Annotated in this window: 15 protein-coding genes; 10 read left to right on the top strand and 5 right to left on the bottom strand. The window is 51.7% G+C overall.

Annotated features, from left to right (window positions below):
- Positions 1–60: 60 nt before the first annotated feature.
- A complete protein-coding gene (locus J2X14_RS17360) occupies positions 61–1,365 on the bottom strand; it encodes an alpha-glucosidase/alpha-galactosidase (RefSeq protein WP_352412431.1) in 1,305 nt (434 codons plus the stop codon).
- Positions 1,366–1,597: 232 nt separating this feature from the next.
- Here J2X14_RS17360 and J2X14_RS17355 point away from each other — a divergent pair, with 232 nt between their 5' ends.
- From J2X14_RS17355 to J2X14_RS17340, 4 genes are all read left to right on the top strand, one after another.
- Positions 1,598–2,419 carry an AraC family transcriptional regulator gene (locus J2X14_RS17355; protein WP_352412430.1) on the top strand — a complete coding sequence of 274 codons (822 nt, stop codon included), beginning with the start codon at positions 1,598–1,600 and terminating at the stop codon, positions 2,417–2,419.
- A 162-nt stretch (positions 2,420–2,581) separates the two neighbouring features.
- Positions 2,582–4,129, top strand: coding sequence for a methyl-accepting chemotaxis protein (locus tag J2X14_RS17350; RefSeq protein WP_352412429.1), 1,548 nt, complete (start codon positions 2,582–2,584; stop codon positions 4,127–4,129).
- A 142-nt stretch (positions 4,130–4,271) separates the two neighbouring features.
- Positions 4,272–5,099, top strand: a complete 828-nt coding sequence (locus J2X14_RS17345) for an AraC family transcriptional regulator (RefSeq protein ID WP_352412428.1) — start codon at positions 4,272–4,274, stop codon at positions 5,097–5,099.
- 117 nt (positions 5,100–5,216) lie between these two features.
- Positions 5,217–6,182, top strand: a complete 966-nt coding sequence (locus J2X14_RS17340) for a DMT family transporter (protein WP_352412427.1) — start codon at positions 5,217–5,219, stop codon at positions 6,180–6,182.
- Positions 6,183–7,111: 929 nt separating this feature from the next.
- Here J2X14_RS17340 and J2X14_RS17335 read toward each other — a convergent pair.
- Together J2X14_RS17335 and J2X14_RS17330 are read right to left on the bottom strand one after the other, a co-directional pair.
- Complete coding sequence (locus tag J2X14_RS17335; RefSeq protein WP_352412426.1) at positions 7,112–7,510, bottom strand: transposase; 399 nt, start codon at positions 7,508–7,510, stop codon at positions 7,112–7,114.
- Positions 7,511–7,674: 164 nt separating this feature from the next.
- Positions 7,675–7,860 carry a hypothetical protein gene (locus J2X14_RS17330; protein WP_352412425.1) on the bottom strand — a complete coding sequence of 62 codons (186 nt, stop codon included), beginning with the start codon at positions 7,858–7,860 and terminating at the stop codon, positions 7,675–7,677.
- A gap of 182 nt (positions 7,861–8,042) precedes the next feature.
- Between J2X14_RS17330 and J2X14_RS17325 the strand changes: the two genes are divergently transcribed.
- Together J2X14_RS17325 and J2X14_RS17320 are read left to right on the top strand one after the other, a co-directional pair.
- Complete coding sequence (locus J2X14_RS17325) at positions 8,043–9,299, top strand: oligosaccharide flippase family protein (protein ID WP_352412424.1); 1,257 nt, start codon at positions 8,043–8,045, stop codon at positions 9,297–9,299.
- Positions 9,300–9,306: 7 nt separating this feature from the next.
- Positions 9,307–10,263 carry an ATP-grasp fold amidoligase family protein gene (locus J2X14_RS17320; RefSeq protein ID WP_352412423.1) on the top strand — a complete coding sequence of 319 codons (957 nt, stop codon included), beginning with the start codon at positions 9,307–9,309 and terminating at the stop codon, positions 10,261–10,263.
- 68 nt (positions 10,264–10,331) lie between these two features.
- Here J2X14_RS17320 and J2X14_RS17315 read toward each other — a convergent pair whose 3' ends face one another.
- Positions 10,332–10,613, bottom strand: coding sequence for a YjcB family protein (locus J2X14_RS17315; protein ID WP_352412422.1), 282 nt, complete (start codon positions 10,611–10,613; stop codon positions 10,332–10,334).
- 541 nt (positions 10,614–11,154) lie between these two features.
- Between J2X14_RS17315 and dgcN the strand changes: the two genes are divergently transcribed.
- Complete coding sequence (gene dgcN / locus J2X14_RS17310; protein WP_352412421.1) at positions 11,155–12,435, top strand: diguanylate cyclase DgcN/YfiN; 1,281 nt, start codon at positions 11,155–11,157, stop codon at positions 12,433–12,435.
- A gap of 41 nt (positions 12,436–12,476) precedes the next feature.
- Here dgcN and soxS read toward each other — a convergent pair whose 3' ends face one another.
- A complete protein-coding gene (soxS, locus tag J2X14_RS17305; protein WP_352412420.1) occupies positions 12,477–12,905 on the bottom strand; it encodes a superoxide response transcriptional regulator SoxS in 429 nt (142 codons plus the stop codon).
- A gap of 88 nt (positions 12,906–12,993) precedes the next feature.
- On the opposite strand from soxS, the gene soxR reads away from it, so the two are divergent.
- The 3 genes from soxR (at position 12,994) to J2X14_RS17290 (ending at position 15,786) form a co-directional block, all read left to right on the top strand.
- Positions 12,994–13,461, top strand: coding sequence for a redox-sensitive transcriptional activator SoxR (soxR, locus tag J2X14_RS17300; RefSeq protein ID WP_352412419.1), 468 nt, complete (start codon positions 12,994–12,996; stop codon positions 13,459–13,461).
- Positions 13,462–13,502: 41 nt separating this feature from the next.
- The gene (locus tag J2X14_RS17295) at positions 13,503–14,171 is read left to right on the top strand and encodes a glutathione S-transferase (protein WP_352412418.1); all 669 of its coding nucleotides are present in this window, start codon (positions 13,503–13,505) and stop codon (positions 14,169–14,171) included.
- Positions 14,172–14,436: 265 nt separating this feature from the next.
- Positions 14,437–15,786 carry an NCS2 family permease gene (locus J2X14_RS17290; RefSeq protein ID WP_352412417.1) on the top strand — a complete coding sequence of 450 codons (1,350 nt, stop codon included), beginning with the start codon at positions 14,437–14,439 and terminating at the stop codon, positions 15,784–15,786.
- Positions 15,787–15,841: the final 55 nt, after the last annotated feature.

Raw genomic sequence — 15,841 nt, 5'->3', positions numbered from 1 at the left:
GCGGCAGAAGCCACAGCCATGAACCGATTTCTGCCGCAGGGTAGGGTTGAGGTGAAAAAACTAGCGCCAGGCTGGCAGCCAGTCGCCGTGGGCGGCGATGAGATCGTCGCACAGCCGGATGGTGTCATCGATCGATAACTCAGCGGAAGTATGCGGGTCGAGCAGAGCCGCGTGATAGATATGCTCTTTTTTGCCGCTGACCGCCGCCTCAATCGTCAGCAGCTGGGTATTAATGTTGGTGCGGTTAAGCGCAGCCAGCTGTGGCGGTAGATCGCCCACATAGCAGGGGGTAATTCCCTGACCATCCACCAGACAAGGCACTTCTACACACGCCTCGGTGGGCAGGTTAGTGATCAGCCCCTTATTCAGCACGTTACCGCCGATTTTATAGGGACGATCGGTTTCAATGGCTTCAATAATCCATGAAGCGTATTCGTGGGTGCGGGTATGCGTCAGGGACTGGTTTTGCGTTAGCCTTTCGCCAACGTCACGCCACTGTTCAATTTGTTCGACGCAGCGGCGCGGATATTCATCCAACGGAATATTAAAGCGCTCGATCAGTTCCGGGTAGCGACCTTTGATCCAGTAAGGCATATATTCCGCGTTGTGCTCGGAAGATTCCGTCACGTAATAGCCAAAGACGCGCATGATCTCGTGGCGCACCATATCGTCATGCTTGTGCGTCAGAGCGGCAGAGCGACGACGGATCTCTGGATAAATATCTTCGCCGTGACGGGTAATATTCAGGAGCCATGCCATATGGTTAATACCGGCGATATGATATTTCACGCCGTCAGTGGGCATATCCACCGATGTTAGCAACGTCTCGGCGCAGACCTGCACACTGTGACATAGCCCAACCGTTTTGACGCCGGTGTGACGTAGCATCGCACCGGTCAGCGACGCCATCGGGTTGGTATAGTTCAACAGCCAGGCATCCGGGCAGCAGATCTCAATATCACGTGCCAGGTCGAACATCACCGGCAGCGTACGTAGCGCCCGAAAAATGCCGCCAATGCCCAGCGTATCGGCAATAGTTTGTCGCAGGCCATATTTTTTGGGAATCTCAAAATCGGTCAGGGTACAGGGTTGATAGCCGCCAACCTGAATGGCGTTAATCACGTAGCTGGCGCCCGCCAGCGCGGCCCGCCGCTGTTCCACGCCTGCATACTTCGCAATTCTGGCCCGCCCCTGATTAATATTGCGGTTGATATTGTTCAACATATTCCAGGATTCGGTTAGGCGACGCTCATCAATATCGTAAAGCGCAATATCCACATCGGATATGGCCGCCGTTGCCAGAATATCGCCCAGCACGTTTTTAGCAAAAACGGTGCTTCCCGCCCCAATGAACGTAATTTTCATAACCCACCTTGTGCTGTGATTAAGGAAGTGACCGCACAGACTGTAGGTGAGGAAGCCTGCGTATCATATGTTGATTTGTGACTTCCATATGGCAGAAAACGATGCGGTAAATGAAATGTGATCTTCTTCTCAATGCGTAAACAGCGAGGTTATAACGCGTGGCCACTGGCCTATACTGCCGCAGGCGGGGAAATAGCATTGTCAATTTGTGAACCAGCGCGTCGGAGAAAAGATGCAGAAAGATCTGCGGCCGGAAGAGATGACCCATTTGGGATTGAATGTTTATCAGTTTGGTCATGAGGCTTGCCTGAGCCAACACAGTTATGGTCCTGCCGTGCGTCAGCACTATTTACTGCATTATGTTGTTCGGGGGAGCGGCACGTTATTTACCGAAAGCGGCGCATGGCAGGTGAAAGCGGGCGAGGCTTTTCTGATCCATCCTCATGACATCACCACCTATACCGCAGATAAAAATCATCCGTGGGAATATATGTGGATCGAGCTGGATGGCTTAATCGCCAGTCGCGCTTTTGAGTCATGCGGATTAAGCCGCGCGATGCCGGTCTATCGTGCGCAGCCCCAGACGGATGAGACGACAGCGTGCCAGCTATTGCGACAACTTATTCAGCTGGAAACGCATCAGGTACTGCGTATCGCCGGGCAGACTTTTCTGCTGCTGGACGTTCTGGTAAACCATGCGCAAAACGGCTGCCGTCCTGCGGTAAGTGAGAATCGTCATCTGGACAAGGCGATCGGCTGGATGGAGCGTAATTACCAGAAGCGTTTTGATATTGTTGATGTGGCGCGTTACTGCCGTATCGATCGCAGCTACCTGAGCCGCCTGTTTCATCAGCAGTTTGGCTATGGACCCAAGCATTACCTGTTATTACTACGCATGTCGCAAGCTGCTTCACTGCTACAGGATAAAAAGCTACCGGTAAAAGTCGTGGCCTGCTCGGTAGGCTACAACGATCAGATGCAGTTTTCCCGCCTGTTTCGCAAAGTGTACCAGCAGACGCCCAGCGAATGGCGTCAGCGCGAATGGGCGCGCTGAATAAAGATCAGACTGTTTTATCACCCGCCATAAATTTTTTCTGCGAGATCAATGAACTGCTTATAAAACGCAAAAAGAAGGGGGTTTCAGCGGGTAAAACCATAATAAAAACCTGGCTATCGCCGATAACCAGGCCACCGGTTTTATTCAGAGATCCCTTTCATGACCATCAAACGTTCTTCGCTGGTAATCCTGCTCGCTTTACTGGCAATTTTTTTAATCAGCTCCCTTACCAACGCCTGGCTGTTTATACGCAGCAATAACTCGCTCGACAGCGTCAACAAAGAGATCCGCGTCGTGCTGTCGATTATCGACCCGATAAACCACAGCCGTAACCTGCGCGTGCATCTGATGGAATATATGAAGCAGCTGGAGAAAGGCGACGTTGAGAGCGCTAACGCCAGGCTGGCGGGCGTGGATACGCTGGTACAAAAAATGGATGATGCTTTTGCCGCCTACGTAAAAGCGCCCCGGCTGGCAAATGAAGATGCGCTGCTGGCGGAATATCAGCAAGCCTGGCTGAACTATAAGCAGCAGGGAATCGAACCGCTGATCGCTGCGGCGCATAACGGCGATCAGGCTGGATTCACTAACCAGATCGCGACGGTAGCGAAGCTGGATCGCCAGTATGAAATTGCGCTGGATAAAGTGCTGGCGCTGCACGAAACCTATGCGAAAGCGCTGAACTCAGATGCTCAGCAGAACTTTAACTTCTCGGTGATTATGCTGGTGCTGTTCGCCGTGGTGTTTGTTTTTATTATCAGCCTGATCTATTTCCTGCTGAAAAAATACCTGCTTGATTCACTGCTGGCGGCGAAAGATCTGTGCAGCAAAATCGCGCAAGGACAGCTGCAGCACAGCGTGCCGGTCAGCACCACTTCGCGTACCGAAATTTCCGAGGTTATGCGCTCAATTGAGCAGATGCGTCTGGCGCTGATTCAAATCATTAGCCAGGTGCGCGACTCCTGTCACTCGGTGGCTAACGCCTCACAGGAAATTGCTGCCGGGAATATCGACCTCTCTTCACGCACGGAGCAGCAGGCTTCGGCGCTGACGCAGACCGCAGCCAGCATGGAAGAGCTGAGCGCGACGGTGAAGCAGAATACCGATAACGTTTATCAGGCAACGCGTCTGACGCAGGAAGCGGTGAAAGCGGCACAAACCGGTGATGATGTCTCGAAAGAAGTGATCACCACCATGAGCGGCATTACGCAAAGTTCACGCAAAATCGAAGAGATCACCACCGTAATCAACAGCATCGCCTTTCAGACCAACATCCTGGCGCTGAACGCTGCGGTGGAAGCGGCGCGTGCCGGAGAAGAAGGACGCGGTTTTGCAGTGGTTGCCGGTGAAGTGCGCAACCTGGCGCAGCGCAGCGCCGCCGCCGCGCGTGAAATCGAAGGCTTAATCAAAGACTCGGTAACCAGCATCAGCCAGGGATCGCAGCAGGTCAGCAAAACCGGTGAGGCGATCGCGAATATCATCGATTCCGTTACGCGCGTAAATGCGCTGATGCAGGAAGTCTCTACCGCTTCCGACGAGCAGAGCCGCGGCATTCTGCAAATTGAACAGGCGGTAACAGAGATGGATGGCGTCACCCAGCAGAACGCCGCGTTAGTGCAGGAGTCCGCTTCTGCCGCCTCTTCGCTGGAAGAACAGGTTAACTACCTGAAAAACACCGTGTCGGCGTTTCAGTTACCGGCGCATTAATCGGGTTAATAAGGGCGACGGATAAGCGTCGCCCTTTTTTCGATGCCTCTCGCAAAAAATGCGCTGCGGGTTAGCGACCTTTTGCGTTATCTGTGCGTAACTGCCATGCTCTGCTTTCTCTCTTTCCAGTCAGGAGCCCAGCGTGCAGGGTGTGCCGGAACAATTCCCCCATGAAAAAGATCGCGCCCAGTTTCGTCAGCTGAGCGAACTGCCCGGCGTTGAGCTTTACCAGGCGCATATTTCCCGTTATGCCTTTGAGCCTCATACGCATGAAGCTTTTGGTCTTGGCGCGATTAATTTCGGCGCGGAGCGTTTCCGCTATCGCGGCGCCAGCCATATTGCGGCGGCACAGTCGCTGGTCATGATGAATCCTGATGAGCTGCATACTGGTCAGTCGCTGGTGGAAGAGGGCTGGCGTTACCGGATGATCTATATCGATCCCGCCACGCTGGAGGCGTTAACGGGCGATCGCGGCTGGTGGTTTACCGACGTCGTTAAAGAGGATCCCGCGATCGCTAACCAGCTTTCGCAGGCCATTGCCGCCCTGTGGCAGGCGCCTGATGCGCTGACGGCGCAGGGACAACTGCTGCAGCTGGTTGATCTGTTTCGGCCTTACGCCCGCATTGCCGAAAAAACGCCACAGGAAAAGCTGCACCGTTTCGATATCGTGCGCGACTATCTGCGTTCCAGCTATGCTCAGCCGGTTACGCTGGCGGAACTGGCCGCGCTGGTTTCGCTCAGCCCTTACCATTTCTTACGTCAGTTCAAACGTCACTTTCACGTTACGCCGCACCAGATGCTGATGGCTTTTCGTCTGTTTGAGGCCAAGCGCCTGCTGGCGCAGGGGCATAGCGCCGCCGACGTCGCCCTGAGCGTAGGATTAACCGATCAGGCGCATCTGACGCGCGCCTTTGCTCATCGCTATGGCGTCACGCCCGTTCGTTATCAAAAGCAGATAGCTGGCCGTTAAACAGCGAACGGGCAGGCAGCCCGGCGTCGTTCACCCGCCCTGAGCGCAATCTCCTACAATATTTTCCGCTAACGCTGCGGCACAATGGCTGCTCATACACTTTTCAATGAGACTGCTATGCTTGCAGGAGTTCTTTTTGCGCTGGCCGCCGGCCTGATGTGGGGATTAATTTTTGTTAGTCCATTACTGGTGCCGGAATATCCGGCCTCGATGCTTTCCGTAGGACGCTATCTGGCCTTTGGCATTATTGCCCTGGGGCTGGCCTGGTACGATCGACGCCGTCTGAAACGTCTGACGCGCAGCGACTGGGCGGAAGCTTTCCGACTAACCTTGATCGGCAACCTGATTTATTACTGCTGCCTGGCCGCCGCCATTCAACGTACCGGCGCGCCTGTTTCAACCATGCTGATCGGTACGCTGCCGGTAGTGATGACCATCACCTCAAACCTATTGTATGGTCGTCAGGAAGGACGCCTGGCCTGGAGCAAGCTGATGCCCGCGCTGTTGCTAATCGTTATCGGCCTGCTTTGCGTTAACGTCGCTGAGTTACGCGGCGCGGCGCAATATATTGAACCTGGACGCTATCTGAGCGGCATCGCGCTGGCAATCGTTGCGGTAATCTGTTGGACCTGGTATCCGTTACGCAATGCCCGATGGCTACGTGCTAATCCCGATAAAAAGCCGGGCACCTGGGCCACGGCGCAAGGCGTGGCTACGCTGCCGCTGGCGCTGCTGGGCTGGCTATTAACCACCCTGATGCTGAAATGGACCCAGCCGACCTTCGCCCTGCCTTTTGGCCCACGGCCAGAGGTGTTTCTTCTTTTGATGCTGGCGATCGGGTTGTTTTGTTCGTGGTTAGGCGCGCTGTGCTGGAATGAAGCCTGCCAGCGTCTGCCGACGGTGCTGGTAGGGCCGCTGATCGTTTTTGAAACGCTGGCGGGCCTGGCCTATACCTTTATGTTGCGTCAAAGCTGGCCCCCGCTACTTACGCTGACAGGTATCCTCTGTTTAATTTTTGGGGTATTGATTGCTATTCGCATCAAGCCTGAGCCAATAGTAAAGCCGTTAGACATTTCCCCTTAATATCCCTCGAAAAAAAGCAGCCTGTTTAAAGCTTGTTTAAAAGCTGGCTGCGCTTTTTTAAGAAAACCCTCAACGGCTTTTGGCTATTTTTGTTTTGATTTGCTTTAAGTGGCAACGTTTACGTGAAAAAAACCTATCAAACAAATAAAAATTTTGCTGAAAGAAGGCTAATATTGCAGTAGATAAAAACTGGCCCTGATATTAAGATTATGCTTAAGTTGATAAGACGGTTTATTTTAGCGTTTTTTCCACTAACTATCTGATTGTCTTGCCATAAGTGCACCCTTCCGCGCTATCGGATTTTTCGCTAAAACGTTTCAACTCAGGCACCATAATGTCAACGTTTACTACTGTGTTGCTAATGTGTTCCTTGTCACATTACTGTAAAAATAGCGATCCACGGTAAGCTTGAGTAACCCAGAACAGACGAAGCGGATAGCGCCATTAACCGGTAAAAATCATTAGTGGTATGAAAGTAAAGGCGCGGTTGATTACCTTTTAAACGGCCTGTTTCGCTGTTAACCGTTAATATCATTAACCTAATAGCGTTAACAGCCGGTGGCAAGTAGCCAGTTGGCTGCGTATCTCAGCCGCTGCTTTTCACTAAAATGCGCCGGAAAGCAGATACAGATTTATCTGGAAAGGATAAGGCAGATTGAAGGCAAACGGGCCGGACCAGGGAAGATAATTAGCAGCGCTAAAGTGCTTCCCGGCTTCTTTTCTTGCTTAAGTAAAGAAAAGTAAGCCGGGAAACACCTGAAATAAAGGGTTTTAATGTGAGTGTGATAAAAGAAAGCCTAAAAAACAATCGCGCCTAAACTGAAATGGTTCAGGAAAAAATGGTACGAATGGCTGGTTCTTAAAATTTTAGTTAATTTCACACATCTATACTTATCAGACTTATCCTGCGTTGCTGTATAAATATTGTATCAGTGATTATCACACTGCCCGGAGGGATAGTGATAAACGCTGCGGCTAATATCAAGCAGGCGGCAGCTGCGACGCGTACCGATCTCGAAAGTATCTTGTAAATAATTAACGGCTTGCCGCTTATCATTAGTGGTAAAGAAGTTTTTCACCACGCTTTGCAGCATCGCTTTATCAGAGCTGAGCATTTGCAGTTCCCGATTAAGCATTTGCAGTTTCTCTTCTAACTCTTTGATTTTTCTCCCTTCTTCAGAAGAGAGCCCGGCATACTTTTTCTTCCAGCTGTAAAAGGTCGCTTCAGAAATCCCCAAATCTTCACAGATGTCTTTGACCTTAACGCCACACTCAGAAGCTTTAATCGCATTGGTGATTTGCTCTTCGGTGTATCGTGACTTTCTCATAAATGCTGTTACCTTTCTAATCAATTAATGGATGAGAGCGGCTGCAATAATAAATGGATCTAATCCCCTGGAATATTAAAGCAGCGTATTAAAGTGCGCGATTTGAATGGCAAGCAATAAGTTAAGTTATCCTGTAGAAATATCATCATGGGATTTCTCTTATTTTATCTTTGGCTTACCCCCATACCTTTCTCAACACCCAGTTTTGTTATAAATTCTCTCCCCGTCAGGAGAACGATTTTGGCAATGCCGGCACGCTTAAATGAACTTGCGTAACGGTAAATTTGTGCCAGGGTTGCTTTCAAAAAATAATTTTTATGAAATCGTTTACACAAAAATACAAAGGCCATTTTTTACCAGATAGCCTATGAGAAAAATCTCAGGTAAAGGCAAGTGGGTAGTTATTTAAATAACCGCTAATTAGATGTGGTTTTTAATCTTGTGTCGCCAGAGTTCACTGTGCGTAATTGTACGTTTTAAACACGGATGTCGTTTTCATATGTGAGTAGTAAGAAATACAAAGGATGCGTCGATGAAATACAGTGTGATGTCCAACGCCGCCTGGATGATATCTGAAAAATTTGTGTCCATATTTGGCGTCATTTTTGTCACGTCTTATGTAGCAAAGTCTTTTGGACCCACGGTATTTGGGCAGATGTCTTTTTCAACATCGCTGTTCTCAGTGGTGCAAACTATTGCGATTTTTGGCACTGAAACCCTTCTGTTTAAGCGCATCAGTAAAAGCGCGCAGAAAGGGATGCGTCTGATGACCATCGCCAAAAAGCTGCGTTTGGCTCTATTGTTGCTGCTTTCCTTACCGCTTTTGGTTTGGATGTACTACCACATGCGCGAAAACTATCTCGCCTACGCGCTGGCTTCGTTTCTGGCGGCGCTGTTTGTTACGCAGGATACCTTTAGCGTGTTTAACAATGCCCAGTTGGCATCGCGCTTCAATACCATCGCCAACACGGTGGGGATGCTGCTGAGTTTCGCGATCAGTTTTAGCATCGCCTGGCTGAAGTTGAGCCCGCTGTGGCTGACGCTATCGATCGTGGCTGTCACGCTGGTGCCGTATCTGATTAAACGATACAGCTTTTATCAGCGTTACAGCGATGAAGAACCGCCGCGCGGTAAAAGCGGCAATTATCTGCGTTACTTAATTTATGCCGGACTGCCTTTAGCTATTTCGAGCATATTTATTTCAATACAGATAAAAATGGCGCAATTTTTCCTGGTCAGCGTAGGGACTGCGAAGGATGTTGGGTTATTTAACGCAGCGAATATTATCGCAGCATCCTGGATATTTATTCCTGCAGCAATTATTACCTCAAGTTTTACTGAAATATTCAGAGAGCAGTCAGAGAAAGCGTTAAAACTGACCGCGCGTCTGAATGGTTATGTCATGGTTATTTCGCTCTTGATGCTACTTATCGTATCCCTTTACGGTGAGAAGATCATTATTACCCTGTATGGGGAAGATTACACACAATCAGGAAGTCTCATTACGTTGTTGTCGTTAGCAACTTGCTTTTCGTCAATGGGGACGGTCGCATACCGTTACATGGTTAAAGAAGGAGGTTTTAATTATCTGTTGAAGAAAATTCTCTGTTTGATGCTGATCAGCGTACCGCTGGCATGGTTATTAATTACCAGCTTCGGTTTGGTTGGCGCAGCATGGAGCGTTTTAATCACAGAGATTCTGTCCCTGACCGTAATGAATTACTTCTTCAAACATGGCGTCATACACAAGATCCACGTTTCCTCACTCAACTACAAAACTTACAAATGAGGTTAAAATGTCTAAGTTTAAAGATGAATTAAGAAGAAGCGTTCTTTATTTTGTTAAAAAAATGCCGTGGGCATACCAGGATCGCATTCATTATTTTCGTAAATTTAAAAGACTACCCAACATCCGTGAACCCAAGCTGTTTAATGAGAAGGTTCTGTATCGTAAGTTTGTCAACGGCGATTACGCTCGTTACGGCAAGCTCTCTGATAAGTTCACGGTACGCGACTATATTGCTGATGCGATTGGCGAAGAGTATCTGATCCCACTGGTACATGAGACCAGCGATCCGACGACGCTACTGAGTTTGCCAGGCCTGAAGAACACGGTGGTTAAGCCTAACCACGGCTCTAACATGGTGGAAATCCTGTTAGAAGAGCCAGACAGTCTGCAAAAGCAGCTGATCATTAATCGCTGCCAGGAGTGGCTGCGCAAAGATTTTTCCGAAGAAGCGCGTGAAATTCATTATCGCTACATCAAGCCGCGCATTCTGGTTGAAAAATATATTGGCGATGGGAAAAGCGCGCCAATCGATTACAAATTTCACATGTTCAATAAAAAGGACGGTAATTTTGAATATGTGTTGCAAGTCATTTATAACCGCGCTAACCCGGCGTTATCGATGAACTTTTACGTTAATAACCTGAACGAAGCCTGGTACAAAATTCGCGACACCGGCCTCGATCTTAATACGGTTATGCCGAAGCTGGAACAGGCATTAGCGTTGAGTAAAACCCTGGCAAAAGATTTCGACTACGTGCGTGTTGACTGGTATATCCATGAAGAGCACGTGTTTTTTGGCGAATTAACCTTTACCCCAGGCGCAGGGCTGGTAACCGGTCTCGATCGCGGTCTGAATCGTATGATGGGTGAAATGTGGTTGCAGGATCATATTATGCAACCAGCGGCGCTCGGTTCGCCTGATGTAACCGACGTAACGCTACCGGCGATGTTGAAGAAAGTATAACGGCGTCCGGCGGGGTTAATAATAAAAAAAGCGAGCCGGGCAGCTCGCTTTTTTTATCAGGCGTTAAATCAGGGCATCGGCCACTCAGGCGGCGTTTGGCTCATGATATTAATAAAGGCATCTTTGGTGATGTTCAGGAAATTATTGATGTTTTCCATACTGAACGTCATCCCTAATAGCCCGGCAACAAACCAACAGGTCAGGCCTACGCCAATTCCGCTGAAAACAAATGCCATCACCGGATGGCTGGTCTGACGACATTTTGTTTTAAAGGTGCTGGCGAAAAACATCAGTACAGCGCTCAGCAATTCCCAACGCATTACAACAAGGCTGGCGGTAAGCGTAGCCATAACATGCAACCTCTGTTTCTTATTAACCCTGACGCCTGGAGAAAAAGACGGCGCTAAAGATGTCAGGGAGTCTTTATCCGTCAGTAACGTACAGCACTAAAGTGTGACTTGGCTCACATTATATCACTGGTTTTTAAAATTTGAACAAAATTTACACCGGCAAAAAAGGCTTGTTCAGCAGGAATCCATAGCGAAAACGCCTAAAAATGGCTGCCAGGATGAGTCTTAATCAGACTAATAACCAGCAGAAGTTATTTGTAATAACTATCTGTTTTATAAAAATAAATTAGGGGTGGCTGACGCCTTTGGGATGAATCTGACCTGCGGTTGCATTGTACCGTCGGCAACATTCAGTCAGGATTTTCCCGGCGTGCAGGCGCTGGCGCTTTATGTGCGCTTTGCACCCACGTCTACGGCGCGACGTTTGCCTCTATTACTCAGGATTTTTTTATGACCAGGTTGCTCTCTGCTGCTGATGTCTGTTTCAGGCGTCCCATGCAGCGCTGCGCATTGTTTAACGTTAGCTATACCGGAGGATGACGTGATTAAACCTCAGATTAATGTTGCCGATTCCTCTGCGCTGACGCTGCGCCCCACGCTGCGTCAATCGCTCCAGCGTATCCATCTGATTATCATCATTGTTTCAATGACGATTTCCGGTATTTCTTTATCCACGCTCTCGCTGATTGCGTTACGTAACTATGCGGAAAATAACCTCGAGCTGTTGGCCTCAACGCTAAGCTATACGGTGCAGTCCGCGGTTATCAAAGGCGATAAAGAGGTGGTGCACGCGGCGCTGAAGGAGATTGGCGAACGCAGCTGCTTAGCCAGCGGACAAGTGTATGACGGGCAGGGACGGCTGTTGGCCAGCTGGCATACCGCGTCGCATCATCAGCAAAACGGTCTGGAACGTCTGCTTGCGCACTGGTTTTTTCCGCAGCCGAAGAGCGTGTCGTTAACGCACAACGGCAAAGAGATAGGGCAAATCTGGCTTATCGGCAATGTCAGCCAGGTGACCCAATACATCTATAAAATTCTTGCCTGGCTGGCGGCCAGCCTGTTACTCACGGGTACGCTGGCCTCGCTGCTGTCGCGGCGGATGCATGCCGGTATTTTACAGGCGTTGCAGTGCATCACGTCGGTTACGCAGGATGTAAGGCAGCGTCGTGCCTTTAGTCGGCGGGTGCCTGCCGCAGAAATCGCTGAGCTGCACGCGCTCAGCCATGATTTTAACTGCCTGCTGGCGGAGCTGGATGAATGGCAAAGCCATATGAAACGTGAAAATGACGCGCTGGCGCATCAGGCCAGCCATGACAGCCTCACCGGTTTACCGAACCGCGTGGCCTTTGAGCAGGCGTTAACGCAGGCTTTTGCCGATAACGATCAGCGGCAGGGGCTGGCGCTGCTGTTTATTGATGGCGACCGCTTTAAACAGATTAACGATACCTGGGGCCATGCGGCAGGCGACGCGATCCTTACCGCCACCGCCCAGCGTCTGCGCGCGCAGGTAAGGAAAACCGATATGGTGGCGCGCCTTGGCGGCGATGAGTTCGCTATTCTGCTGCGTAATATCGATGAGCCAAAACAGATCGCCAGCGTGGTGCAGCATTTGATGATCAGCATGGAAAAACCGCTGATTCTGCCGGATGGCGAGCCGATTGTCTGGTCATTAAGCATGGGGGCGGCGATGGGGAAAAACGCGCGTTCAGCGGAAGGCTTGCTGGCGCAGGCGGATGCCGCCATGTATCACATCAAAGCGCTGGGCGGGGGATGGTATCTGTCGCCGTTGCTGCAAAGCCAGCCGCAGGTTGAAATGGCGTAACGCTGGCCGGTTCACGATACCGGGCCAGCGTTGGCGCGGCGTTAGCCGCTAACCGGACAGCAGATGCCGGTGGTGCGCTGAGCGTAGCTGCCAATCACGTCATTACGAGGATAGCTAACGGAACGCTGACGCAGCGCGCTCTGACGGCGCATGCTGTGGCGATAGGCCGTGGGCGTTTGCGAAAACTGACGACGGAACACGCGCGAAAAAGTTTGCTGCGAATCAAAACCATACTGCATGGCAATATCAAAGACCGGACGCTGCGTCAGAGAGAGCGCTTCCGCTGCCAGCGTCAGCCGACGCTCACGAATATAGCTACCCAACGTCTGTTTCGTTACGGTACGGAACATACGTTGTAGGTGCCATTTGGAGTAGCCTGCTTTGGCGGCGACTTCATCGATGGACAAGTTCTTATCTAAGTTCTGATCAATCCAGTCAGTCAGAGAATGAATAATGTCGTTATGCATCATGACTAAGTCCTTCTGATGAGATTTTAAGCGTTGCGGGATGATGGGGTGGGAGTATAATTCCTCAAGTTAACTTGAGGTAAAGCGCAAAATGAAAAAAAATAGTTATCCGAAACCGGTGCTGACGCCAGGCGAAGTGGCGAAACGTAGCGGGGTCGCGGTTTCCGCGCTGCATTTTTATGAGGCGAAAGGGTTGATTGCCAGCACGCGCAATAGCGGAAACCAGCGGCGCTACAGCCGCGATGTGCTGCGGCGCGTGGCGATTATCAAAATCGCCCAGCGCATCGGCATCCCGCTGGCGACGGTCAGTGAAAGCCTGTCGCAGATGCCGACCGATAAGCGCATCTCTCCCAAAGCCTGGGAAGAACTGACCGAACAATGGCGCGCCGAACTGACCAAACGCATCGAGACCCTGACGCATCTGCGCGACGATCTTGACGGCTGTATCGGCTGCGGCTGTTTATCCATGCGCGACTGTCCGCTGCGTAACCCAGGCGATCGGCTGGCGGAACAGGGCACCGGCGCGATTCTGCTCGATCCGCAGCGCGAGGAGGAGTAGCCGCTATACTGGAGGCAAACGCTTAAACACAGGAATCGGCCATGATTGTTGTCCACCATTTAAATAATTCCCGTTCCCAGCGCGTGCTCTGGCTGCTGGAAGAGCTGGAGTTGCCCTATGAAATCCGACGCTATCAGCGGCAGGCGACGATGCTGGCGCCGGAGGCATTGAAAAAGGTGCATCCGCTGGGCAAAGCGCCGGTCATTAGCGACGGCGATCGCGTGGTGGCGGAATCGGGCGCGATTCTTGACTATCTGGCGGGGCGTTACGACAGCCAGCAGCGGCTGACGCCACAAAGTGAAGAGGAAAAGCTGCAATGCCGTTACTGGCTGCATTATGCGGAAGGCTCGCTGATGCCGCTGGTCGTGATGCGCCTGATCTTCAGCCGGATGGGCAAACCGCCGGTTCCCTGGCTGCTGCGACCCGTCGGCGCGGCTTTTGGTAACGGCGTGCGGAAAGGTTTTATCGATAAACAGCTGGCGACCCATCGCCAGTTCATTGAGCAGCATCTGACGCGCAATCCCTGGTTTGCCGGCCAGCGGCTGACGTTGGCCGATGTGCAAATGAGCTTTCCGATTCAGGGGCTGGCGGCGCGCGGCGGGCTGGACAATATGCCAGCCACCCAGGCCTGGCTGGTTAAAGTGATGCGTCGTCCCGCCTGGCAGCGCGCGATCCAGCAGGGCGGTGAAGTGGACCTGGCGACGGAATAACCGCGTAACGGCATCATGAACGCTTTACCCTGCGAATTATCCCGGCTTTAGCATAATCAGCAGTTGAAAATATGCCCGCAAAGGCAGGATAATCGTTTGCCTTTTTACAGGTCGCTACGGCGGCCTTATTTGCGCGGCGAAGTAATCGTTTGCTTTTTAACTGGCGTCGGCTGTTCATTTCGCGCCAGTGTTTATCCAGGGAAATGAGAAAACGGCGCACTCTGCTCGCCGCGCAGGCTGTTATCCAAAAATAATGAGGTTTTTCATGTCGACTCCAACACAACCCGCTCGTCGCTCGCTTGATGGCTGGTTCCAAATTTCTGCGCGCGGCAGCAGTGTGCGTCAGGAGATCCTGGCGGGTTTAACCACCTTCCTGGCGATGGTCTATTCGGTGATCGTGGTGCCGGGCATGCTGGGCAAGGCGGGTTTTCCTCCGGCGGCGGTTTTTGTTTCCACCTGTCTGGTCGCCAGCTTCGGCTCGATTATTATGGGTCTGTGGGCGAACCTGCCAATGGCCATTGGCTGCGCCATCTCACTTACCGCCTTTACCGCCTTTAGTCTGGTACTGGGGCAGCAGATTCCGATTCCGGTGGCGCTGGGCGCGGTTTTTCTGATGGGCGTGCTGTTTACCCTGATCTCCGCGACCGGCATTCGCGCCTGGATTTTACGTAACCTGCCGATGGGCGTAGCGCACGGCACCGGCGTGGGTATCGGCCTGTTTTTACTGCTTATCGCTGCCGACGGCGTTGGCCTGGTGGTCAAAAACCCCGCGCCGGGTTTGCCGGTGGCGCTGGGCGACTTTACCTCTTTCCCGGTGATGATGAGCCTGCTTGGCCTGGCGGCGATTTTCGGTCTGGAAAAACGTCGCGTGCCGGGCGGCATTCTGCTGACAATTATTGTGATCTCCCTGATTGGCCTGGCGGTCGATCCAGCCGTCAGCTTTAAAGGATTATTTGCCATGCCCAGCCTGAGCGATGCCAACGGCCAGTCGCTGCTGTTCAGTCTGGATATTGGCGGCGCGTTGCAGGCGGCGGTGCTGCCCAGCGTGCTGGCGCTGGTGATGACGGCGGTATTCGACGCGACCGGCACCATCCGTGCCGTTGCCGGACAGGCTAATCTGCTGGATAAGGACGGGCAGATTATCAGCGGCGGTAAGGCATTAACCACCGATTCAGTCAGCAGTATTTTCGCCGGTCTGGTGGGAGCGTCCCCGGCGGCGGTCTATATCGAATCGGCGGCGGGAACGGCAGCGGGCGGCAAAACCGGCCTGACGGCGATTGTGGTTGGCCTGCTGTTTCTGTTGATTCTGTTTATGTCGCCGCTGGCGTATCTGGTTCCCGCTTACGCGACGGCGCCAGCGCTGATGTATGTCGGGCTGCTGATGTTAAGCAACGTGGCGAAAATCGACTTTAATGATTTTGTCGATGCCATGTCCGGCCTGCTGACGGCGGTATTTATTGTGCTGACCTGTAATATTGTCACCGGCATTATGCTTGGCTTCGGCTCGCTGGTGATTGGTCGCCTGTTTGCTGGTGAATGGCGTCGACTGAATATCGGCACCGTGATTATCGCTATCGCGCTGGTGGCATTCTATGCCGGAGGCTGGGCGCTCTGATGGTTCTGGCGCGGCCGCAGGGCCGCGCTTTTCTCGATTTCCCTCGCCTGTTTCC

This window comes from Mixta sp. BE291, assembly GCF_031457955.1.
Taxonomy (GTDB): domain Bacteria; phylum Pseudomonadota; class Gammaproteobacteria; order Enterobacterales; family Enterobacteriaceae; genus Mixta.
This window is presented reverse-complemented; position numbering and strand designations above follow the sequence as displayed.

What these genes read in the sequence shown, in the direction of transcription:
- soxR (WP_352412419.1), top strand. Translation starts at nt 12,994, where the DNA reads ATGAAAAAAAATAGTTATCCGAAACCGGTGCTGACGCCAGGCGAAGTG.
- J2X14_RS17290 (WP_352412417.1), top strand. Translation starts at nt 14,437, where the DNA reads ATGTCGACTCCAACACAACCCGCTCGTCGCTCGCTTGATGGCTGGTTC.
- J2X14_RS17295 (WP_352412418.1), top strand. Translation starts at nt 13,503, where the DNA reads ATGATTGTTGTCCACCATTTAAATAATTCCCGTTCCCAGCGCGTGCTC.
- J2X14_RS17315 (WP_352412422.1), bottom strand. Translation starts at nt 10,613, where the DNA reads ATGGCTACGCTTACCGCCAGCCTTGTTGTAATGCGTTGGGAATTGCTG.
- J2X14_RS17350 (WP_352412429.1), top strand. Translation starts at nt 2,582, where the DNA reads ATGACCATCAAACGTTCTTCGCTGGTAATCCTGCTCGCTTTACTGGCA.
- J2X14_RS17330 (WP_352412425.1), bottom strand. Translation starts at nt 7,860, where the DNA reads ATGGCCTTTGTATTTTTGTGTAAACGATTTCATAAAAATTATTTTTTG.
- J2X14_RS17355 (WP_352412430.1), top strand. Translation starts at nt 1,598, where the DNA reads ATGCAGAAAGATCTGCGGCCGGAAGAGATGACCCATTTGGGATTGAAT.
- J2X14_RS17335 (WP_352412426.1), bottom strand. Translation starts at nt 7,510, where the DNA reads ATGAGAAAGTCACGATACACCGAAGAGCAAATCACCAATGCGATTAAA.
- J2X14_RS17320 (WP_352412423.1), top strand. Translation starts at nt 9,307, where the DNA reads ATGTCTAAGTTTAAAGATGAATTAAGAAGAAGCGTTCTTTATTTTGTT.
- soxS (WP_352412420.1), bottom strand. Translation starts at nt 12,905, where the DNA reads ATGATGCATAACGACATTATTCATTCTCTGACTGACTGGATTGATCAG.
- J2X14_RS17360 (WP_352412431.1), bottom strand. Translation starts at nt 1,365, where the DNA reads ATGAAAATTACGTTCATTGGGGCGGGAAGCACCGTTTTTGCTAAAAAC.
- J2X14_RS17340 (WP_352412427.1), top strand. Translation starts at nt 5,217, where the DNA reads ATGCTTGCAGGAGTTCTTTTTGCGCTGGCCGCCGGCCTGATGTGGGGA.
- J2X14_RS17325 (WP_352412424.1), top strand. Translation starts at nt 8,043, where the DNA reads ATGAAATACAGTGTGATGTCCAACGCCGCCTGGATGATATCTGAAAAA.